Here is a 21,428-nt window from a genome sequence, read left to right as displayed (position 1 = left end):
TTTCCACATATTATAACATTTAATTCCAAGTAGTTCTTTATAACAATTCTTTTACCCGCACATATATTAATGTGAAAGGGGTTATTGCGATGGCAGCATTTGTCGGAGCTATTAAAGTCAATTCTGTCTCATCTTCTGGCGTTTTCCATATTGGTGACGCTTATTACATTCAACCCGTAAGCTCAGCCAAGACCTATGCTGGTGGAGGATCTTTTAACACTGGCAATGGTATTCGAGTTCAACTAGGTCAATCAGACACAATCGTGTTTGATCAAGATTATATAGACAAATGAGGTGTTATAAATGGCTTTGACCATACACCAACAAATTTATATTCAATTTCTAAAAGTCGATTCCATCACAAACTCTTCCGTACTTCAAATAGGTAGTTCTGGTTCGATTCAAGCTGTAGCAAATGCATATAACACAGGAGAATTTACTGGTCCGGCAGAAGAAGCTGAACCGGAAAGTGGAGGATCTATCATTGAAATGCCACTAATTCCTTTCACTAATTAGGCAAACGCTCATAAATTATTAATAAAAGTGTAAGGAGGAGTTAGCATGGAAGAATACAATACATTATGGCAACAATTAGCCTACTTAGAGCAGAAACTTAACCAACAGCATCTTATGTTAGAGCAATTAAATGAAAAAGTGGATGAACTTATTGATCAACAGCGAAACTCCCATAAAGTAGCCGATAAAGTTGAATATAATTTTGAACAATTAAAAATTGAAACTTTAGAAGGTACTTTGAACATTGGTCTAACTCCTCAAGAAGACTTACCCTTCAAACAACTAGATTTACCAAAAGAATCATCCGAAGAAACCTTAACTCCTATGGAACAGCAAGTTTATAATCAATTAATGCCATTTATTAGAAAAGAACTACCTCATGCTATTAAACATTTCACAGAAGAAAATGATATTGAATTAGATCAAAAACAACAACTTCTAATCCTTCAAGATATTAAAGACCAATTACCAAATCGCATTAAAGAACATACCTCATCCATGCAGAAGAATGGTAGAGTTATTATTGATAAGGAACAGATTCCTGCATTAATAAAACACATTCAAAAAGAGATTACTCAGGGTATTGATCTTTTTCTAAACCAAATTAAGGAGAATGAAGAAGATGAACGTTAATATATATAACGAAGAATTAAATGTAAAGCATATTGATATAGATGGGGTCTCAACATCCTCGCTATTTATTATTGGAGATGTAGAACACCTTCAATTAGCATCACGTTTTGATACTCCACCAGAATCATATGTTTTTGAGAATGTATTTCCATTCGGTCCAGTAAGTGGTGGTAGTTAGTGCGTGACTCTAAAGTCGAAACAGTATATTGCAATGCAATTGAATTTAGCGCTACACTCCAAGTTGGAGATAGTGTTGGTGTCTATCCTTTCTCGATTGCAAGAGCTGTTCAAAAAGAAGATCCTACCTTCACACGTGAATATATAACAGATGATCAAATCATTATTCAAGAACCATTACCCCATTTCTTAGAACCTGTGGAGTTAGACATAAAACGAACAGATCAGAATCCTATTCGAGTCCAGTCCATCAACTCAATTGGGGTTACAGGGTCATCAGTCTTCCATATCGGATCCTTTAAACATGGTAAAGCCGTAAGTATAGTAAGGCACAAACGAATCCTAAAAAACAATAAGTAGGTGAAAATATGCCTTCCATTGTAGGACCATTAAAAATTAATAGTGTCGGTGGTGGCACAGTCAATTTTGGAGATGCTTTTTACATTGCTCCTAAAAGTTCCTCCAAAACCAACGCCGGTTCTGGTTCATTAAATACAGGTGACTTCATATGCACCAACAACTTATTAAGTTCTACTAACCCATTTGATCCTGATGTAAATGATCAGAACGTGGCAGGGAATGCTTAATTGAACACACGCTCAATATTAATGGGCGTGTGTTTTTTATTTATATTAGGACCGTCCAATCTTTCAAAAGATATAAAAATCTGCCCCAATTGTTATTTTAGGGCAGATTAATTAATGTGATTGAATTAATGCTCTAGTAATAAGTTTTGATCGAAGAAATATAAATAAACATGCTCTAGATTTATGTTCCAAATAGACTCGACTGCTCGTTTGTAAAGTTCCACCTGAACCGCATAACGTTCTTCTAATTCATTAACTTTTCGTTCAGTCAAATCTCCAAATATTGTATCTGTTTTGTAATCTAGTAAATACCATCCATCCTCTGTTTCGAACAAACAGTCAATAACACCTTGAATAATCACAGACTCTTCATTTGGGTCATTCCAATCTGGATACACTTCAGAAGCAGGTAGTTCCATTGTAAATGGCAGCTCTCTTTTAATGGTTTCTGAAGTTTGTAGTTTTTGACCAATTGGCTCGTTAAGAAAAGCTAAAATGCCATCAAAATCTATTACTTCTGCTTCTTCCTCACGAAGGATATCTTTTAATACTAACCCATCTACAAATTCAACTAAACTCACCTTTGTCCACTCACGATTAAATGGCATGTGTTGCATGACTGTGTGCATCGCACTACCAATTTCGGTTGCTGTTAATTTCTTAGAATCTTTTTGCATAAATCGTGGACGTTTGAACCTCATTTTTGGTTGTTTTGTCATTAAATCGGAACTACTATAATCATCTGGAGCTTGCCTTAAACGTTTAAGCTCAGTTACTGTTTGCTTTGCTCGTTTGTATGCAGCTCCTTGATGTCTATATTGGAAGTTTAGTCGACGATCAACTTCATCGTAGAGTTCTGAATGTCCTTGAATATGCGATGTGTCCCAATCTTTAATGACTTTTTCAAGTTCATCATTTCGTTTAACTGTAATCCATTCAGGTTCCATTAATTCACTTGCATGTTGAATATTAATTTTCCAATTAGACTCATCTTCTGTAATCGCAGTCGGAACGTTGGAACCAACCCCATTCATTTGAAGTGTTTCAGCGTGGTTATGACGAATTAAAGCCGTCCCAATCCAGTTTAGGTATGTTGCCTGATCTGACCTAACATGGGGTGGTAATACCCAATCTAGATGAGCTGATATCTCATTCCACTTGCTCAGCCTTTTTTCAAAATCTTTTACCGTTCCCACAATCGTCAACTTCTCTTTAGCACGAGTTAACGCCACATATAAAATTCTCATTTCTTCTGCTAACATTTCTCGTTTTAAGGCGACTTTTATAGCCTCAAATGGGAATGTTGTAAACATCAACCGTTTATCAACATCTAAATATTTCGCACCGAATCCATGGTCTTTATGCAGTAAGTATTGACCTTTAAAGTCCATTTCATTAAATCCTTTATCTGCTGCCCCTAATATGACAACTGGGAACTCTAAGCCTTTACTTTTGTGGATCGTCATCATGCGAACAACATCTTCTTGTTCACCCAATGCACGCGCGGCTGCTAAGTCCTCCCCACGTTCTTCCATACGTTCAATAAACCTTAAGAAACGATATAGACCTCGGTATGATGTACTTTCATAAGAACGAGCTCGGTCATATAAGGCTCTTAAGTTTGCTTGACGTTGTTTTCCGCCAGGAGTTCCACCGACAAATTCAAAATATCCTGTATCGCGATAGATTTTCCAAATAAGTTTTGAAAGTGCACCATAACGAGCTTCTTCTCTCCAAGCTTCAAACATAGTAAGGAATGCTTCTAGTTTACGAATAACAAGTTCATTCTCACCTAATCTTGTGTAATTTTTCATTGCAACATAGAAAGGCTGATTTTTACCATGCAAACGAATGTTAGCTAAGTCGTCTTCAGATAAACCAACAATTGGCGACTTCAGAACACTCGCAAGTGGAATATCTTGCTGAGGGTTATCGATTGTTTTTAACACATTCAGCATAATCTGAACTTCCATCGCCTCTAAGTACCCTGATGAAATATCAGCATACACAGGGATCCCCAATTGCTTTAATTCCTCAACAATTACACTCGCCCATGTCATGGAACGCATTAGAATAACAATATCTCGATATTGCAAATTACGAACCTGTTCTGTTTCTTTATCGATCACTTTCATTGGATCTTGCCCTTTAGTTCCAATCCACTTCTGAATTTTCTCAGCGTATGCTCTCGCTTCTAATTGTGCTTTCTCGATATACTTCCACTCTTCAGATACAGACTCATCCTCTAATTCGTCTTGAGTAATGATGTGTAACTCTGTATCGACATCTGTAGTGGTTAACTGTTCATAAACTTGATTACTATAAATGAGTTCCGCATCTTTGTCATAGACCATTTCACCAACCTGTTCGTCTAATAGTTGGCGGAAAATGTAGTTAGTGGAATCTAATACTTCCTTACGACTACGGAAGTTTCTGGCCAGGTCAATTCGAAGTGATGGATTGTCCTCTTGCTTGAACTGACTATACTTGTTCATAAATAATGTTGGTTCAGCATGACGGAAACGATATATACTTTGCTTTACATCACCAACCATGAATAAATTACCGGCATCCTCACCTTGTGTCACAAGTTGTAAAATCGTTTCTTGCACGAGGTTCGTATCTTGATATTCATCAATTAAAACTTCTCTAAATTGGTTTTGGAATTGTTTGGCGACAGTTGAGCCTATTAAATTATCCTTAGTTGCTTCATCATCTAATAAAATGGTTAAACAATAATGTTCTAAATCAGAGAAATCAACCATTGCCTGATCTTTTTTCACTTGTTGAAAACGTTCATGAAACTGTTTCACAAGAATAACGAGTTGGTCAATTAATGGCTTTAATTGATGTAAATCATTAATTAGAGAACTAGATTGACGATTAAACCATCGTTCTACTAATTTTTTCATTCGTTCCTTATAACGATTGCGAATCTCTTTTACTGTTTCTTTTAAAACTTCATCACATTCCACTTTCTTTCTAGAAAGCGCTCCAAATTTTTCATTACTTTTAACAATTTCTCGTAACTCATCCCAAGGTGCACCAACATATTCCATTACTTGTTGAACCTGATTTTTATCGTCCAACAATGTCGGTAAGTAATGTTCAGGACCACCAACATCTTGAGCAACATCAATCGCTTGATTAACATCAAACAGCATAGCCTCTAAATTTTCTTTAATATCTTCCCGGACAACAGGCATCCATTTTAAATCATCTAATGTTGTCCCTTCAGATAATTGATACGTCTCTTTTAGTTCTTCAAGCCACTCAAATGGCCAAGGATTTTGCATTGCAAATTCATACATTTTCATGACTAATGTTTCAACTTTTGCATCATCACGGTCACTTGAGAAACTATCTACAAATCGGAAAAACGCCTCTTGCTCATCGTCTTCCTTGCCATACCATTCTTCAAATACCTCTTGAATAATATCATTTCTTAAAAGTTCCGCTTCCGTATCATCTAAAATTCTAAAGCTTGGGTCTAAATCTAATTGATAACTATACTTTCTTACAACTTCCATACAAAACGAATGAAGAGTTGAGATGTTAGCGCGTTGAAGTAAGGACAGTTGCTTCTTTAAATGAATAGAATCCGGATTACTTTGGAGCGCCTTTTCGATCGCTGCTCCAACACGCGTGCGCATTTCCTGTGCCGCAGCATTCGTAAACGTCACCACTAACATTTCATCAATGTTAAAGGGTTCCTGTTCACGTAACATCTTCTGAATAATTCGTTCAACTAAAACAGCTGTCTTACCAGAACCAGCTGCAGCTGCAACTAATACATCTTTTCCATCCTCATATATGGCCAACTCTTGTTCCTTTGTCCACTTCACTTACAACTCCTCCTCTCGTTTTAAAATTCTCTCAAGCATCGCCGAATCTGAATCTTCTTTTAAACGACGGTATTCATGTTCATCGAGTGTGGGATCAAACTGACAAACTGACTGAAATGGGCAATAAGTGCACGCAACCATATCTTTCTTTTGGAATGGGTTTAATTCAACTTGTCCATTCACAATGTCATTCCCGGCGTTCATCATGACATTTCTGACATAATTGTTCATCCGTTTGAACACTTCTTGATCAACTGTCTTTGATCCACTTCTAAATGAACCATCTTTCTTCACACCAAACGGCGCAATTTTACTCATTCCAGATTCTAGCGATTCATCCATTGCTTGTGCCACATGTTCATCTTCTAATAGAAATCCTTTCATCTTAAAGGCTTTAATCATCTCTTCTTCTAAGTCTTTCTCATCTATCGACTTCGGATCAGATATGGTCGGGTTGTGAACATGAAAATATAAAACACCCGCTGGATCCGCTTGTTTCCCCATCCAACGTGATGAGTGAGTTAAGACAACATCTAAATAAGTTAACATCTGTAAAGCTAACCCATAATAAACATCAACTAGGCTTAAATCCTTTTGACTAGACTTGTAATCTATGATTCTTAAATAGAGTTGATTATCAATTTCAGCTTGATCAACACGGTCAATCCGACCACTCAACTCTAATTGATAGCCTTTTGGTAAATTTAATTGAAGTGGAGGAAGCTTATGTCTTCTACCAAAACCAATTTCAATTCCAGCTGGTGCAAATTGTGAATGCTTGGCCTGATAAGCTAAGACATTCGTTGCTCGTATAATTACTTGCTCTAGTTTTCTTAAAATATATTTGTAACGATTCGAACTAAACAAAATTTGATGGTTCAAAACAGGTGCTAACTGCTCAACCGCACGACGGGCATAGGATTTGATTTCATCATCGGTTAACTCAAAAAAGGCTTTACCCTCTTCATACACCCACTCCGTTATGGCACGTAAAGATTCATGGAACAATTGGCCAATATCAGGTGCAGCTAACTGGAAAGTACTACGTTCATTAAGTCCAAGCGTGTACTGCGCGAAATAGCGATACGAACATTGATGATACGTCTCTAATCTCGATACGCTCGAGCGAATGGTTTCACCATATAACTGCTTAACGGTATTCTCTTGTAAATTCTCAGGCTTTGGTCGATAAAATAAACTCTGCAAAACGCGATGAGTAATGCCGTTCTTGATCTCATGCTCGACATACCAGTGCAACGTATCCCAATATACATCTGCAACAGGGTACCCTCTTAAAAACTTAGATAGTTCAGCGGTTAAAATGGCACGAGATTTCTCCTGATTGGTAATAAAACGCATTGGATCTTGTTCATCTTCATCATCCATAATAAACTTCCGATCGGCTTCAGGGAACATCTGTTGTAATCGTTTAACAATAGGTGCTGACACTTTAGATTTCCCTTCTTCATCACTTAACGGATAGCTAACCCATAGTTTTTCCGAAGCCAGTGTAAACGCAATATACATATAGAATCGGTCATCCAATAACACACGGTCTGCTCGATCTGCTAGCGTTAATCCGTGTTCTTCTAGGACCAACCGTTCATCATCTGTTACCATACCTTCACCTGGTGGCTTTAATGGATAAACACCTTCAATGGCTCCTAATACAAAGCCTACCTTCACATCGGATAAACGAGAACGCTCCACACTACCTATAATGACATGGTCAATCGTTGGTGGCACTTGTGCGAACGTTAATGTATCAAAGCCAGCTTCGACAATTGATAAAAAGGACTGATTAGTAACATCGTCCTCCCCAATCAAATCAACCATTTCATCAAATAATTCCATTACCGCTTGCCAAACTTGCTCTTGCTCTCTAGCAATCTCAACACGCCCTGAATCATCATACTGATCACGTAACGTCTCCAATGAACGTGGAGCATCTAAATGTTCTAGCCAATCATAGACAGCTTGACACTTTTCTGCTACAGTCTGTGACTCTCGTATTTGTTGATCAAAGTTTCTTAAAGCGTCTACCACTTGTTCTCGATAAGCATTAATTTGATCTTCGACTTCCTTTTCTTCATCCGTTTGACGACGAAATTCAAGTCCTGCGAAACGTTGATATGGCCACTTTTCATTTGAAAGCCACTGGTCACGACGTCTGATACCGTACTCAAGAACATAATTCTCCAAAGTATCAATCGCTTCTTCATTTAATGGATACTCTTCATTTGTTGATAACACAAATCCTGTCTTAAGCAAGCGAAAAACTGCATCATATCGCCAGTTACTTTCTACGACCTCTAAACCAGTTCTGATTAATTCTACAAACGGGTGATTTAACATGGTTTTCTTCTCATCAACAAAAACTGGAACTTGATAATCTTCAAAAATGGTTTCAATCAAATCATGATAGACTTCAGGCTGACGAATTAACAATGCGATATCTCGATAACGGTACCCTTCATCACGCACTAATCGAGTAATCTCCTGGGCAACCCCTTCAACTTCTGCTCTCGGATGAACGGCTTCGACTAATTTTATAGGAGCTTTACCATCAAATTTTGGTACAGGCTGTGTCTCAAAGTAACGTTCTAAATGCTCAAGTCCACGATTCCCTTTAAAACGCAATTGAGGTGATAAATAATAAGGCTCGTCAACTTCCACTCCTTCACTTTCGGCAATTTCCATAATCGTGTCATATGTTGTTTTTGTCTGATAGAATAAATCAAGTTCGCCACCATCAGATACACCTGGATTAATCATTAAGGTGATTTTGATGTCTTTGGCATACTTCATTAAGGCTTCAAGTACATAAAACTCTTGAGGGGTAAACTTATGAAATCCATCAATGTAAATTGTGGACTGACTCAAAATACCTGTTTCACGAATTTTTTCAACCATAAGTTCTAGCTGGTCTTCGTGATCAATATAATGACCTCTAAGCTGTTGATCCAATTCATAATAAATTAACGCAAGGTCATTTAATTTGTTTTTAAGCGCGACCTCATTCGGGTGTGTATGCGAGAACTTAGACATCTCCATAATCACGCTATTTAATGATTGAGGCGTGATTCGATAACGCTTCAATTCGGTTATCATTTTTTCTAAATGGTCAATGAACCCTTGTTTATCAACGGCCTCTTGAAAAGCTAGTAGCTCTTCTTTGTGCTCATCAGCTAATTTTCTTAGCATCATTTGAATACCAGTTGATGATATGAACGGTTTCGTTGCCCCGCCTACTTCATTGAATATGTACCAAGCTAGACGTGAGAAACTAAATACCTGGGCACGGATAGAACCATTAATCCCAGGTTGTCTAATTAAATCATATTCTTGTTGAAATGCCATTTGGTCTGGAACTAAATAAAAAATAGGATCACCTTGTGGATCCTGCTTAATGTCCTCGGTGATCTCATTTAACACAAAATGTCCAAACTCAGAGCCTGAACGCCCTAATATAAATTGTAAGGCCATTCTTATCCCCCTTACTCCTTCTCATTTCTTTCCTCTCGATATGTTTTATCAGCTGAAGATTGAATTTTCTTTTCGATAAATTTACCTAATAACCAGAATAAACCAATTGCAACTCCTACAATGATCGTTTTCATTGGATTTTGGGCAAATGAAGCAATACTATCACCTACGAACGATACTGAGAAAATCATTGCAGCCTTACCTAGTAATACTGCTAACACAAATTGCTGTAATGATATTCCTGTGAATGCTGCTACTACATTAATGAGCGCAGACGGTGAAAACGGGAAACATAACAATAAAAATATAGGCCCGAAACCGTGACGGTCAAAAAATGAAATAACTCTGTTTACTTGTTTTTGTTCTTTAAGGCGCTGTACCCAATGAAACTTTTTTTCAAGCTTTCGAATGAGTATAAAGACTAAAATGGCTCCTGCAGAGGCACTAACCCAAGAAAATAAGAATCCAAAAATTAACCCATATACAATTGAATTAGCCAAAATAAAAACGATTACTGGTAAAAACGGTAAAAATGCTTCAATAAATGGTAATAATAACCCAGGTATGGGGCCAAAACTTCCATAAAACTCTAATAACTGTATAATAAAATTTCCAACAACCGAGTCAGAAATCATCTCTTTTAGCTCATCAAGATTTGAAACATCCTGGTTCATAAGCTTAACTCCTATCTCTATCTCGTCTACTCCTATTTTATATCAAATTCCCACACTTTGCATACTACAGTTATGTTGAATATTTTATCACAATTGCATATAATAGAACATACGTTCGACAATTGTGGAGGGATGAACAGCATGCGTTATTTAACTGAGGAAGAATTCAACATAACTTCACGTTTCTTATTCTTATCAATGGCGATCATTGTATTAGAAAAAGATCTTCAACATATTGAAAATGGGCAATTTAAGATCAAGGAGCCTTACTTAAAACTATTAAGACAAATGGAGCAATTAGCCAAGAATGAACGCAGACGTTTAAGAGAGAAAATGAGAAAAGGTAAAATGGATGTCGTTTTTATTCAAAAGAATGATACATTCTCAACTTACTTATTTATCGCAAGAGGATATGAAGAAGAACGACGGTATTTTAACCCCGCCGTCCGTAAAAAGGTGGAAAACATTTATCAGGAGCTTATGATTGAAGCTCTAAAAGGTCATACTCAATTTCTTTCTGAAGCTTACTAATTTGTTTTTCGAGTAGGTTCCGGTACTGAGCTGTTTTTTGAATTTGATTATTAAGTGACATGTATGAAATATTAACAAGTAAAGACTGTCCGTTATTAAAATGAACACGGGTCAGCTTTGGTTTTACTTTTTCAATATATAAAATATGATTGTAGCAAATCCATACGCATTCATTGGAACTTGGTGATGAAGTTGGGAAGAAGTAAAGTTTATTATATGTATCGATGGCAATTGGTGTTTTTCGACTAAATCCAGTCACATATTGAGCACCACTAAGCCGCCCTCTCAAGTCTGAACCATGCGCTTTACAACCTAGATCCACAACTTTTTTTGGGCTTAAATGAGTATGATACTCCCTATCCTTTTCCATAACATGAGACCCTAATGTATCATCATTAATATAGTAAGGCATAATTGCTAAAGTCCTACCAGTAACTTGCGGCGTATCATTAAATTTCATTTGATAACCCCCTTCTATTTCTATATAGACTATATAAAAATTAGGTTAAAAAGTTAAATGACCTAATTTTAAATTTTTTGCCTAAAACGTTAAATAAATGCCCTAAAACCTTTCATAAACTAATTAAAATCATAAAAAAGTAATTAGAATTAACATTTTTATATACTTCAATAATTTAGGAGGTCGTAAAAAAGACTTAGAGCAATTGCTCCAAGTCTTTTACTCAAACAAGGTTAAAATGATTATTTATTATTTAGCTAACAACGCCTTATCACTCGCCATGCGTTTACCACGGACTTTTTCAAATTCATTTAATAGATCTGGTACAGTGAGATTTTGTTTATGTTCACCATCTGCTTCAAAGATAATACTTCCTTCATCCATCATCCAAAGACGATTACCAAGTTCAATGGCTTGTTCCATTTGGTGAGTCACCATCACAGTTGTTAGTTGATGTTTTTCCACTAAATCTTTTGTAAGATTTATGATTAACGATTCTTTTGAAGGGTCAAGGGCTGCAGTGTGTTCATCTAACAATAAGATTTTTGGTTCTGTGAAAGTTGCCATTAATAGAGATAATGCTTGACGTTCCCCACCTGATAATAAACCAACTTTAGAGTTCAAACGATTTTCTAGTCCGATCTCTAGGGTTGATAGATGCTCACGAAAACGATCACGTGTCTTTTTCGTAATGCCTTTAAACAGGCTACGACGTTGCGTGCGTCCAAGAGATATCATCATATTCTCTTCAATTGTCATACCTGGTGCAGTTCCCATGAGCGGATTCTGAAATACACGTCCAATAAGTTTTGCGCGTTTTTCCTCTGGCCACGCGGTTACATTTTGACCATCAATCCAAACATCTCCTTCATCAGGAAAAAGAGTTCCAGCTAACATATTAAGTAATGTTGATTTACCAGCTCCATTACTTCCAATGATCGTGACAAAATCACCATCGTTTAAATCTTGCGAGACATTATTTAACGCACGTCGTTCATCCGGTGTATTGGGATAGAACGTTTTATGGATATTATTTAGCTGAAGCATGCTGGACCTCCCCTTCTTGATGAGTTGTTGCTCTGTTTTTTGACTTTTTAAACTCACGTTTAGCTCTTGATTTCTCTAAGCTATTAGGAATGACAAGTGCTGAAATGACAATGAGTGCTGTGATCAGCTTCATATCACTCGCTTCTAAAAAGTCAACGCGTAAGGCTAGTGCATAAATAGCACGGTAGACAATCGAACCTAGGATTACAGCTAGCGTCATGCGAACAATTTTATCTTTTCCGAATAAGACTTCACCAATGATCACGGATGCTAGGCCAATAATTATCATCCCAACACCTAAGTTAACATCCGCAAATCCGTTAAACTGAACGACGAGAGCACCACTTAATGCGACTAGCGCATTTGAAAGTCCCATCCCTAATATGATATACAGGCTAGTATTGGTTGAAAAACTTTTCACCATACTTTGGTTATCGCCCGTTGCTCTTAAAGTGATTCCCGCTTCAGTTCTTAAGAAGAAATCAAGTAATTTTTTTACAACTAGAACAATGATGACCATAGAAATGATTACGTAAAATGTTCTTGGCGCAAAGTCAGCCATTCCTAACCATTCGAATGGTGCGAATAAAAATCGGTCAAGGTTGAAGCTTGCCCACATAGATGACAACGTGGTAAATAATGTTGTCTCATTTAGCAAAGGAATATTAGGTTGTCCCATAATTCTTAAATTAACTGAATATAACGCAATCATCATAAGAATACCTGCAAGGAGTGGGTTAATGTTTCCTTTTGTATGCAATAAACCAGTAATGATTCCTGCTACTAAACCCGCTAGCGCTCCGACTAATGTTGCTGTAATTGGATTTGTACCTCCAACAATCATGACCGAAGTCACGGCTCCACCAGTTACAAAGCTACCATCTACCGTTAAGTCCGGAAAATCTAGTATTCTAAACGAAATGTATACACCTAAAGCCATAATCGCATAGATTAAACCTGATTCTATTGCGCCGTATAATGCACTAACCATGTTAACTCTCCTCTACTCGTCCTCTTTCTCAGTTGTCACTAATTCCGCATCCTCTTTAAGCTCATCTGTTAACTCAACACCCATTTTTTCTGCAGCTTCTTCATTGATCATAAGCTTTAGGTTTTGAGGGTATTGAGCTGGAATTTCGCTAGGTGATTGGCCATCTTTTAAGATCTCAACTGCTTTTTCACCTGCTTCAAAACCAATATCGTAATAATCAAAACCAAATGCCGCAAAGCCTCCTCGTTTAACCGAATCGTGTTCACTTACGACAATTGGTATTTCATTGTCATGCCCAACCATTAACACCGTCTCAAGTGCACTGACCACTGTATTATCTGTAATAATTAGAATTGAATCTGCTTTCCCTACCAATGATTCCGCAGCTTGTTTAACTTCTGATGAAGAAGAAACGGTAGCCTCAGCGGTATCTAAACCATTCTCGTTTGCTAATTCTTTAACTGACTCAATTTGTGCAACGGAGTTTTGTTCAGAGGCATTATAGATTAAACCAATTGATTCCTTACCTAAATCTTTTATTAAATCAATTGTTTTTGGTAGAGTCTCAGGGTGCATATCAGCTGTCCCTGTTACATTACCACCTGGTTTCTCCATCGAATTAACCAATCCTGCACCAACTGGATCCGTTACGGAAGTAAACACAATTGGAATTTCCGATGTTTCGTTTAGAACACTTTGGGCGCTCGGAGTTGAGTTAGCAAAAATTAAATCAACTTCATCACCAACTAGTTTCTGAGCAATCGTTTGATTATTGTTATTGTCGCCTTGTGCAATCTCTTCTTCAAACTCTACATTCAGACCAGCGTCTAATAAGGCTTGTTTGAACCCTTCAGTTGCCCTATCTAAAGATGGATGTTCTACAATTTGTGTAATACCAACTGTTAATGAATCACCCTCTCCTTCATTACTTTCTGCATCTGATGACGTCCCACACGCTGTCAAAAATGCAATTGCTCCAATTACTAATGTAATCATCCATAATTTCTTCATCTTGATTTCCCCTCTCCCTTTTTCACTTTTATGCTTGTATGCTTTTATGTAATAAAGCAAATTTTGAATGTTGATATCTAGTATAGGGATTCAATTTTCAGAAATCAAGACTTTTTTATAAAAAAATTCCCTAACCAATTTGGCTAGGGAATCCTGTAAGCGTTTACTTTTCTATTGTGTTGCGAGTTGATCTTTCAAGCTTCTTCTTAAAATTTTTCCTGTCGTATTTTTAGGTAATTCATCTAAAAAGCGAACTTCACTTGGAACTTTGTATTTTGCTAATTTTTCTTTTGAAAGCTCTAATAGCTCTTCTTCTGTCACTGAATCATCAGCTGATACGACAAAGGCAACAACAGCTTCACCTAAGTTTGGATCTGGTACCCCAATCACTGCAACCTCACTGATTTTTTCATGACTATATAATACTTCCTCTACTTCACGAGGATAAACATTATAGCCTCCAACAAGTATCAAATCTTTTTTACGATCGACAATGTAGAAATAACCTTCTTCATCTTGGCGTGCCATATCACCAGTATATAACCAACCATCCTTAATAGATGCATTAGTCTCTTCTGGCATCTTGTAGTAACCCTTCATTACGTTTGGCCCACGTACAATAAGCTCACCAACCTCGCCACATGGTAACTCTTGGCCATTTTCATCGACAACTTTATTTTCTACGTTAACGATATTAGTTCCGATTGAACCAGCTTTACGTGGACGGTCTAATGGATTGAATGCGGTAACAGGAGATGCTTCAGACAAGCCATAACCTTCTGAGACGCGTACATCAAAATGTTCCTCAAATTTCTCAAGTAGCGCAACAGGCATGGATGCACCACCTGAAATACATAATCTAATAGAAGAGAAATCTTTTTCGTCTTCATTAGGGTATTGTAAAAGATAGTTATACATGGTAGGCACACCCGCAAAGACAGTTGCATTAAAGTCTTTTGTGATTTGGAAGACAGCATCTGGCGAGAACTTAGGAACGATTAACACAGTAGCGCCACTAACTAATGGTGCATTTAAAGCTACGGTTAAACAGAAGACATGGAACATTGGTAATGCCGCTATAACACGATCACTCGCACCAATTTGTAGATACTCCGCTACGTCCTTAGCGTTAGAATACAAATTCTTGTGTGTCAACATGGCACCTTTAGGCTTACCAGTTGTACCAGATGTGTATAAAATAACAGCGGTTTCATCATCATCAAGTGTTGGGCGTTCAAGCTCTAAACTACCTGCATGAACTAGTTTCGTAAATGAATAAGTACGTTCACTTAGTTCAGACTGATTGACATCGTAATCAGGCTTCGTTTCACCCACGATATAGTGCTTCACGTTCGGAATAAGCTTGTCCATTTTTTCGAACTTTTCCATTAAGACATCTAATGTAATAACACCTTTTACATCACCATTATTGACAATATAAGCAATTTCATCAGCTGTATAGATTGGGTTTACAGGTATGACCTTAAGCCCCAATCGTAATGCTCCATAAAGCCCAATGATAAAGTGTGGTGTATTACCCACTACTAATGCGATATGATCGCCTTTTTCATAGCCTAAATCCTTTAAGCTTGATGCAAATTTTGTGACTGAACCTTCTAGTGTTTGGTAATTTGTTTCCTCATTGTTGAACACGTATGCCGTTTTAGACAGGTTATCCCTGGCTGTTAACGTCAACTGATCACTTAGATTCATATGTAAAATCCCCCTCTAAGACTTCAAGTATGAATGAATAATCATTCATTATATTCTGAATTTATTATAATTTATAACACGTCTTACTTCAAGTGTAAGGGCTTTCTAAATTCAAAATTGTGTGAGTTTTTTTGAATAGGCTTCTTACTGCTTCTTCATAATTAAAACCACAGACCAGGTCTTGGACTGTGGTTTTGAAATCTATTAATAAACTAATGTTAAGAAGTCTTCTTCTTCAATTTTACCAAGGTAATGTTGAATATCCACGTCCTTAATCGCTTCTTTAATCGCAGCTCGTTCATACTTCACACCTTTAAGTGCCTCTTCTAACTCAGATACTTCACCGATTCCAAAGAAGTCACCAAAAACAGTCACATCTTCAATAATTCCTTTTTTAACGTCTAGACGTACATCATATGAACCGACGCCTTCGATTCGTTTTGAGTGCTGGATATTAAACTTTGGAGAACGACCATAGTTCCATTCCCACTTTTGATAGCGGTTTTCTGAGATCTCATTAATCTTCTTCCAGTCCTCTTCTTTCAATTCATAACGTGGTACATCTTTTACATCTTTAACATCGAAGATATATTTTAATAAAATCTCTTTAAACTCGTCCATCGTCAACTTTTCATCTAGGTACTCAGATACATTCGCAACACGACTACGGATTGATTTGATCCCTTTTGAACGAATTTTCTCTGATTTTACTTTAAGAGATGAAACGACATTCTCAACCTCAGAATCAAACATTAATGTACCATGACTGAACATACGCCCTTTTTTAGTAAACTGCGCATTACCCGAGATTTTACGTCCTTCTACAGTTAAATCATTACGGCCTGAAAGCTCTGCATTGACACCCAGCTTTTGTAGCGCGTCAACAACTGGTTGTGTAAACTTCGCAAAGTTGCTGAAGCTATCTCCCTCATCTTTGGCTAAGAAGCTAAAGTTTAAGTTGCCTAAATCGTGATAAACAGCACCACCACCTGATAAACGACGAACAACTTTAATGTTGTTGGCATCAACGAAATCTGTATTAATTTCTTCTACTGTATTCTGATTACGACCTATAATAATAGACGGTCCATTTACATAGAACAATAGATACTGTTGATCATCACTAATGTTTAAGTGATTTAATACATATTCTTCTATTGCGAGATTAATATATGGATCTGTAATATTTTCGTTATCGATAAAATAGAGCATTATGTATCCTCCTTTTTTGTGTCCTACTTCATTTTAAATAACTCTTGTCGCAACTTCAATTGTTATGCCAAGTTAGTCCTTCTTTAGCCAATTGAATCGTTCCAGAGAATTGTTCTGCTGCTTCCTTATATAACTGTTGTAAATCTCCGAAATGTGGTAAATGTGTTAACCACAACTCTTTAACACCTGCATCACTCGCTAATCGGCCCACTTCTTCACTTGTCATATGGCCTGCCTTCTGACCATTCATTCCTTTATAAAAGCTTGTCTCAGCAATTAATAAATCTGCCCCTCTTGAAAAATCAGTTAATTCTTTAAAATAAGAAGTGTCAGCTGTATAAACAATTGAACAACCTTCGAGTTCAATTCTCATGGCATAACATGCTTTCGGATGCTTCGTTCTAATAAACTTAAATGTAAAAGGCCCAATCTCTTCTCTTCCTTTGGCTTCATAAACTTTTCCAACTGTTGCTTGATGGTTTAGCTTCTGAAACGCCTGGGAGTCTTCTTTATGTGAATATATTGGTAGCTTTCCCATACGTTCTTTTAATTGTTCCTGAACCAAGCAAGCATACTGTAACGCCCCAACGTCTGCGGTATGATCATTATGATGATGCGATAGTATAACAGCGTCAATATCACTCAAATTAATATAATTTTGCAAACGTGACAATGCGCCACTCCCCATATCAATTACCAACGTATAATCATCACTTTTCAACAAATAACAAGACGTTGCTTCACTCTTTTCAGGATAGGCACCCCAAAAACCGACAATTTTCATCTCCATTTAGGTCTAACCTCCTATTTTTTGTACTAAAACAGAAAAAGGTATTAACAAAACTGTATTAATACAGTATAGTATTATTAAAAGGAACACGAGGAGGAATAACATGTTATTATCACCTGTTCAGTTCTTTAAAAACTTACCTAAGAAAAAATGTGCGACATGTAAAAAGGAAATGGAAGAGCAAGCAGACTGCTACACAAACAAATGCGAAAAATGCTCAACAATTATTTAAAAGGCTTGCCAAATTGATCTGAACTTAAACGGTTCACCTGATATAGAAAAAGCACTTAGATGAAATCATCTAGGTGCTTTTTCTAATTAATAGACTTGCTGTTTAATTTGTTCTACAACAGTTTTGGCTTGTTTCATACAATCTGGTAACCCCACACCTCGATATGAAGCTCCAGCAAGATAAATATTTGGAAGATGTTCTGCTAGTTTTGCCTCAAGTGCTTCTAATCGGTCAATATGTCCCACCGTATATTGTGGCATAGCGTCATACCATCTAGATACCACTTTGAATAAAGGTGGTTTATTGATTTCCATAATAGTTTGTAAATCCTTCAATACAATTTGTTCAATTTCTTCATTGGATTGCTCTAAAACTTCTTCATCGCCAGGTTTTCCAACATAAGCACGAACTAAAATATGCCCTTCAGGTGTTGTATGTGGCCATTTTTTATGTGTCCAAGTACATGCTGTTATACGATAGCGTTCTTTTCTTGAAACAACAAAACCTGTTCCATTCGGCAGGTTATCTATGGCATCTTTTTCAAATGCTAAAGCCACATTAGCAACAGACGTACTTTTCGCTTGTGTAAAATCATGAATGAAATCGTATTGACTAAAAATTTTCTCCGTTACATTATGTGGTGTTGTCATGATGACAAAATCCGCTTCAATGGGTTCACTTTGGTGATCGACATGAACCATATACGAATCATTTTTCTTATCAATATGAGTAACTCGTTGATTTAAATGTATGGAATCAGACAGTTCACTTTCAAGCTTATTGACCACTGTTTGAAGCCCAGATGTTAGCGTCATAAACTGACCTTGTTTGCTATTTTGCGTACCACCATCGTTGGATTGTCGCATTCCTTTAATCAAACTTTTATGTTTCTGCTCCACTTCTTTAAATTGTGGAAACGTCGCTTTTAAACTTAAATAATCAATGTCTCCTGCATATATCCCTGAGATTAATGGATGAATGAGACGGTCAACCACTTGATTACCTAATCGACGTCTAAAGAAGTGCCCTACTGATTGATCTTCTTCGCCACTTGAACGCCCTTTAATTAAGTCATTAAAAGCGGCTACTTTACCTGTCATAGAAAATAATGATGAACTTAGAAATGGTTTCCATTCTAGCGGAATCCCCATTTTAGAACCCTTTGGAATTGGATGAAGGCGGTCGTTTGACAGTATAAAGGCCTGCCCTGTAGCGTTTCGGACCAACTCACCATCTAATCCTAAGTCTTCTATAAGCTGTTTCGCATCTACTTTTCTCTCTAAAAAAGAATCCGGGCCGCGTTCAATCGTAAAACCATCCTTTTTAAGAGTATCAATTTTACCGCCCAACCGATCTGTGGCTTCAATTAAAATGACATCGATATTATTCACTTGTCTTTTCAAATAATAAGCGGCGGTAAGCCCAGTAATGCCTCCGCCGATTATAACAACTCGCTTACGATCTTCCATGAAACAACGCCTAGCCTTTCATTGTATCTAATACGACTTTAGACAAAGTCTGAATAAACTTAGGATGAGTGTTAGGCATCTCTGGACGATAATAAGATGCTTGAATGTCATCACAGACAACCTTACACTCAACATCGTTATCAAATAAAACTTCTAAATGATCCGATACAAAGCCGACTGGTGCATATACAAATGCTTTATAACCTTTTTGCTCAAATAAATCACGAGTTAAATCTTGAACATCAGGACCTAGCCAAGGTTCAGGTGTGTTACCTTCACTTTGCCAGCCAATTTCATAATCGGTAATACCTGCTTGTTTAGCTATTAAATCAGCCGTCTCTTTTAACTGATCAGGATATGGATCTCCATCTTGAATAATTTTCTCTGGTAGACTATGTGCTGACACAATTAAACAAGATTGATCACGTTCCCCTTCAGGCATTGAACCGTAAACCTTGTTAACCTGTTCTACCCAATAATCAATAAAGCCTGGCTCATTGTACCAATCAACTACAGATTTCAGCTCAATATTGTGTTTAGCAGCTTCCTCTTGAGCTCTTCCATTGTATGACTTAATACTGAAAGTTGAATAGTGAGGTGCTAAAACAATGCTGACAGCTTCTTTGATTCCGTCTTTTGCCATTTGTTGAACTGCATCCTCGATAAATGGATCAATATGTTTTAAACCAAGATAAAGCTTAAACTGAACATCGTCTTGTTCTTCGTTAAGCTTAGCTTCTAAAGCTTCTCCTTGTTCTCTCGTTATTCTAGCTAATGGTGAGATACCACCAATAGCTTCATAACGACTACGTAAATCTTCTAGTGCTTCTTCACTTGGCTTTCTACCATGACGAATATGTGTATAATAGCGTTCTAAATCCTCTTCTTTATATGGCGTACCATAGGCCATAACGAGTAATCCTACTTTTTTGGTTGCCATGTTTTTTCATCTCCTTTTATTTCGCTGAATATTCATGTACAAAGTGAGCTAAACGTTTTAATGTTTCTGGTTGTACCTCTGGGAAGACACCATGACCAAGGTTAAAGACATAACCCCCATCTTGCTCTTTAGCTTGGTCAAGGATTTCTTTAGTTCTAGCTTCAATGATATCCCAATCAGCTAAAAGAATTGCAGGGTCTAAATTCCCTTGTACAGTCTTCGTGATTCCCATCTCTCTAGCTTCAATAATGGATGTTCTCCAATCAAGTCCTACTGTTGAAACAGGCAAATCATTAAACTCAAGTAATAAGTGATTAGCACCAATTCCAAACAAGATCGTTGGAACATTTTCATCTTTTAACGCTGTAAAAATCTTCTTCATTGCAGGTTTTATAAATACGCGATAATCAGGGGCGCTAACTGCTCCTACCCATGAATCAAAAACCTGAATTGCTTTAGCTCCAGCTTTAATCTGTGCCTTTGTATAGGTTATAACTAGATCCGCTAGTTTGTCCATTAATGCAAACCACGTCTCTGAATCACCATACATCATTGCCTTGGTTTTATTGTATTGTTTTGAAGGGCCACCTTCAATCATGTAGCTCGCTAGCGTAAATGGTGCACCACTAAATCCAATAAGAGGTACATTTAATTTCTCTTGAGTCAAAATTTTAATCGTATCTAACACATAAGGAACGTCTTGCTCTGGGTCTAAATCACCTAATCGATCAATGTCTGATTTTGATCGAATCGGGTTATCTATAACAGGTCCTATTCCTTTTTTAATGTCGACATCCACACCAATAGGAGGTAATGGAGACATAATATCTTTATATAATATCGCTGCATCTGTGTTGTAGTTTACAACTGGTAACTCTGTTACATATGCACAAAGTTCAGGTTGATGTGTAATCTCAAATAATGAATACTTCTCTTTTAACTTACGATATTCTGGCTGAGAACGCCCAGCCTGACGCATAAACCAAAGTGGCGCATAATCCGTTTTTTCACCATTGTAAGCTTTTAAAATGGTATCATTAAATTCTTTCATCACGATTCACCTTTCATTCTCGACCATTTAATCCAACTCCACTATATAAGAAAATAGGTCTAG

Annotated in this window: 21 protein-coding genes; 8 read left to right on the top strand and 13 right to left on the bottom strand. The window is 37.0% G+C overall.

All coding sequences use genetic code 11. The features are described 5' to 3' along the window. Positions 1-89 precede the first annotated feature (89 nt). From ACTWQB_RS13045 to ACTWQB_RS13020, 6 genes are read left to right on the top strand one after another with little or no spacing between them, the layout of a single operon-like run. On the top strand, positions 90-293 hold the full coding sequence (locus tag ACTWQB_RS13045; RefSeq protein ID WP_443139635.1) for a spore germination protein: 204 nt from the start codon (positions 90-92) through the stop codon (positions 291-293). A gap of 10 nt (positions 294-303) precedes the next feature. After that, on the top strand, positions 304-516 hold the full coding sequence (locus ACTWQB_RS13040) for a spore germination protein GerPB (RefSeq protein ID WP_443139634.1): 213 nt from the start codon (positions 304-306) through the stop codon (positions 514-516). A 45-nt stretch (positions 517-561) separates the two neighbouring features. Continuing rightward, complete coding sequence (gene gerPC, locus ACTWQB_RS13035; RefSeq protein WP_443139633.1) at positions 562-1,149, top strand: spore germination protein GerPC; 588 nt, start codon at positions 562-564, stop codon at positions 1,147-1,149. Then, positions 1,139-1,327: a spore gernimation protein GerPD gene (locus ACTWQB_RS13030; protein WP_443139632.1), complete on the top strand. Its 189-nt coding sequence runs from the start codon at positions 1,139-1,141 to the stop codon at positions 1,325-1,327. The genes gerPC and ACTWQB_RS13030 overlap by 11 nt, the downstream gene beginning before the upstream one ends. After that, positions 1,327-1,686 carry a spore germination protein GerPE gene (locus tag ACTWQB_RS13025; protein WP_443139631.1) on the top strand — a complete coding sequence of 120 codons (360 nt, stop codon included), beginning with the start codon at positions 1,327-1,329 and terminating at the stop codon, positions 1,684-1,686. Before ACTWQB_RS13030 ends, ACTWQB_RS13025 begins: the two co-directional genes overlap by 1 nt. Positions 1,687-1,694: 8 nt before the next feature. Further along, positions 1,695-1,913, top strand: a complete 219-nt coding sequence (locus tag ACTWQB_RS13020) for a spore germination protein (RefSeq protein WP_443139630.1) — start codon at positions 1,695-1,697, stop codon at positions 1,911-1,913. A gap of 125 nt (positions 1,914-2,038) precedes the next feature. Here the strand turns inward: ACTWQB_RS13020 and addA are convergent, their stop codons facing one another. From addA to ACTWQB_RS13005, 3 genes are read right to left on the bottom strand one after another with little or no spacing between them, the layout of a single operon-like run. Continuing rightward, a complete protein-coding gene (addA, locus tag ACTWQB_RS13015) occupies positions 2,039-5,758 on the bottom strand; it encodes a helicase-exonuclease AddAB subunit AddA (RefSeq protein ID WP_443139629.1) in 3,720 nt (1,239 codons plus the stop codon). Then, entirely contained in the window at positions 5,759-9,244 is a 3,486-nt protein-coding gene (gene addB / locus ACTWQB_RS13010) for a helicase-exonuclease AddAB subunit AddB (protein WP_443139628.1), read from the bottom strand. A gap of 11 nt (positions 9,245-9,255) precedes the next feature. Then, positions 9,256-9,918: a TVP38/TMEM64 family protein gene (locus ACTWQB_RS13005; RefSeq protein WP_443139627.1), complete on the bottom strand. Its 663-nt coding sequence runs from the start codon at positions 9,916-9,918 to the stop codon at positions 9,256-9,258. Between the two features lie 141 nt (positions 9,919-10,059). On the opposite strand from ACTWQB_RS13005, the gene ACTWQB_RS13000 reads away from it, so the two are divergent. Further along, positions 10,060-10,449 (top strand): hypothetical protein, encoded by a 390-nt coding sequence (locus tag ACTWQB_RS13000; protein WP_443139626.1) that lies wholly within the window; start codon positions 10,060-10,062, stop codon positions 10,447-10,449. On the opposite strand, the gene ACTWQB_RS12995 is transcribed toward ACTWQB_RS13000, so the two are convergent. The 7 genes from ACTWQB_RS12995 to ACTWQB_RS12965 form a co-directional block, all read right to left on the bottom strand. After that, complete coding sequence (locus ACTWQB_RS12995; protein WP_443139625.1) at positions 10,397-10,909, bottom strand: competence protein ComK; 513 nt, start codon at positions 10,907-10,909, stop codon at positions 10,397-10,399. The two genes, ACTWQB_RS13000 and ACTWQB_RS12995, sit on opposite strands and share 53 nt — an antisense overlap. A 249-nt stretch (positions 10,910-11,158) precedes the next feature. Next, positions 11,159-11,956 carry an ABC transporter ATP-binding protein gene (locus ACTWQB_RS12990; RefSeq protein WP_443139624.1) on the bottom strand — a complete coding sequence of 266 codons (798 nt, stop codon included), beginning with the start codon at positions 11,954-11,956 and terminating at the stop codon, positions 11,159-11,161. Beyond that, positions 11,940-12,947, bottom strand: coding sequence for an ABC transporter permease (locus ACTWQB_RS12985; RefSeq protein ID WP_443139623.1), 1,008 nt, complete (start codon positions 12,945-12,947; stop codon positions 11,940-11,942). The genes ACTWQB_RS12990 and ACTWQB_RS12985 overlap by 17 nt, the downstream gene beginning before the upstream one ends. Before the next feature lie 12 nt (positions 12,948-12,959). Then, entirely contained in the window at positions 12,960-13,958 is a 999-nt protein-coding gene (locus ACTWQB_RS12980; protein WP_443139622.1) for an ABC transporter substrate binding protein, read from the bottom strand. Between the two features lie 171 nt (positions 13,959-14,129). Further along, positions 14,130-15,671, bottom strand: coding sequence for a fatty acid--CoA ligase family protein (locus tag ACTWQB_RS12975; RefSeq protein WP_443139621.1), 1,542 nt, complete (start codon positions 15,669-15,671; stop codon positions 14,130-14,132). 204 nt (positions 15,672-15,875) lie between these two features. After that, the gene (locus ACTWQB_RS12970) at positions 15,876-16,883 is read right to left on the bottom strand and encodes a lipoate--protein ligase (RefSeq protein WP_443139620.1); all 1,008 of its coding nucleotides are present in this window, start codon (positions 16,881-16,883) and stop codon (positions 15,876-15,878) included. A gap of 55 nt (positions 16,884-16,938) precedes the next feature. Next, the gene (locus tag ACTWQB_RS12965; protein WP_443139619.1) at positions 16,939-17,673 is read right to left on the bottom strand and encodes an MBL fold metallo-hydrolase; all 735 of its coding nucleotides are present in this window, start codon (positions 17,671-17,673) and stop codon (positions 16,939-16,941) included. Positions 17,674-17,776: 103 nt separating this feature from the next. Between ACTWQB_RS12965 and yhfH the strand changes: the two genes are divergently transcribed. Continuing rightward, entirely contained in the window at positions 17,777-17,905 is a 129-nt protein-coding gene (gene yhfH, locus ACTWQB_RS12960) for a protein YhfH (protein WP_443139618.1), read from the top strand. An 86-nt stretch (positions 17,906-17,991) separates the two neighbouring features. On the opposite strand, the gene hemY is transcribed toward yhfH, so the two are convergent. From hemY to hemE, 3 genes are read right to left on the bottom strand one after another with little or no spacing between them, the layout of a single operon-like run. Further along, a complete protein-coding gene (gene hemY, locus ACTWQB_RS12955) occupies positions 17,992-19,374 on the bottom strand; it encodes a protoporphyrinogen oxidase (protein ID WP_443139617.1) in 1,383 nt (460 codons plus the stop codon). 10 nt (positions 19,375-19,384) lie between these two features. Next, positions 19,385-20,314, bottom strand: a complete 930-nt coding sequence (hemH, locus tag ACTWQB_RS12950) for a ferrochelatase (protein ID WP_443139616.1) — start codon at positions 20,312-20,314, stop codon at positions 19,385-19,387. 16 nt (positions 20,315-20,330) lie between these two features. Next, positions 20,331-21,365, bottom strand: coding sequence for a uroporphyrinogen decarboxylase (gene hemE / locus ACTWQB_RS12945; RefSeq protein ID WP_443139615.1), 1,035 nt, complete (start codon positions 21,363-21,365; stop codon positions 20,331-20,333). Positions 21,366-21,428: the final 63 nt, after the last annotated feature.

Origin of the sequence: Piscibacillus sp. B03, assembly GCF_052246295.1 — a bacterium.
Lineage (GTDB): Bacteria > Bacillota > Bacilli > Bacillales > Alkalibacillaceae > Piscibacillus.
Note: the sequence above shows the minus strand (reverse complement) of the source record. Positions and strands in the feature narration are given on the sequence as shown.

Excerpts from the sequence above, each read along its gene's own strand:
- ACTWQB_RS12990 (WP_443139624.1), bottom strand. The coding sequence starts at position 11,956 with ATGCTTCAGCTAAATAATATCCATAAAACGTTCTATCCCAATACACCG.
- ACTWQB_RS12980 (WP_443139622.1), bottom strand. The coding sequence starts at position 13,958 with ATGAAGAAATTATGGATGATTACATTAGTAATTGGAGCAATTGCATTT.
- ACTWQB_RS13005 (WP_443139627.1), bottom strand. The coding sequence starts at position 9,918 with ATGAACCAGGATGTTTCAAATCTTGATGAGCTAAAAGAGATGATTTCT.
- hemE (WP_443139615.1), bottom strand. The coding sequence starts at position 21,365 with ATGAAAGAATTTAATGATACCATTTTAAAAGCTTACAATGGTGAAAAA.
- ACTWQB_RS13020 (WP_443139630.1), top strand. The coding sequence starts at position 1,695 with ATGCCTTCCATTGTAGGACCATTAAAAATTAATAGTGTCGGTGGTGGC.
- ACTWQB_RS13040 (WP_443139634.1), top strand. The coding sequence starts at position 304 with ATGGCTTTGACCATACACCAACAAATTTATATTCAATTTCTAAAAGTC.
- ACTWQB_RS13045 (WP_443139635.1), top strand. The coding sequence starts at position 90 with ATGGCAGCATTTGTCGGAGCTATTAAAGTCAATTCTGTCTCATCTTCT.
- ACTWQB_RS12965 (WP_443139619.1), bottom strand. The coding sequence starts at position 17,673 with ATGGAGATGAAAATTGTCGGTTTTTGGGGTGCCTATCCTGAAAAGAGT.
- gerPC (WP_443139633.1), top strand. The coding sequence starts at position 562 with ATGGAAGAATACAATACATTATGGCAACAATTAGCCTACTTAGAGCAG.
- yhfH (WP_443139618.1), top strand. The coding sequence starts at position 17,777 with ATGTTATTATCACCTGTTCAGTTCTTTAAAAACTTACCTAAGAAAAAA.
- addB (WP_443139628.1), bottom strand. The coding sequence starts at position 9,244 with ATGGCCTTACAATTTATATTAGGGCGTTCAGGCTCTGAGTTTGGACAT.
- ACTWQB_RS13000 (WP_443139626.1), top strand. The coding sequence starts at position 10,060 with ATGCGTTATTTAACTGAGGAAGAATTCAACATAACTTCACGTTTCTTA.
- ACTWQB_RS12970 (WP_443139620.1), bottom strand. The coding sequence starts at position 16,883 with ATGCTCTATTTTATCGATAACGAAAATATTACAGATCCATATATTAAT.
- hemY (WP_443139617.1), bottom strand. The coding sequence starts at position 19,374 with ATGGAAGATCGTAAGCGAGTTGTTATAATCGGCGGAGGCATTACTGGG.
- ACTWQB_RS13030 (WP_443139632.1), top strand. The coding sequence starts at position 1,139 with ATGAACGTTAATATATATAACGAAGAATTAAATGTAAAGCATATTGAT.
- ACTWQB_RS12985 (WP_443139623.1), bottom strand. The coding sequence starts at position 12,947 with ATGGTTAGTGCATTATACGGCGCAATAGAATCAGGTTTAATCTATGCG.
- hemH (WP_443139616.1), bottom strand. The coding sequence starts at position 20,314 with ATGGCAACCAAAAAAGTAGGATTACTCGTTATGGCCTATGGTACGCCA.
- ACTWQB_RS12995 (WP_443139625.1), bottom strand. The coding sequence starts at position 10,909 with ATGAAATTTAATGATACGCCGCAAGTTACTGGTAGGACTTTAGCAATT.
- ACTWQB_RS12975 (WP_443139621.1), bottom strand. The coding sequence starts at position 15,671 with ATGAATCTAAGTGATCAGTTGACGTTAACAGCCAGGGATAACCTGTCT.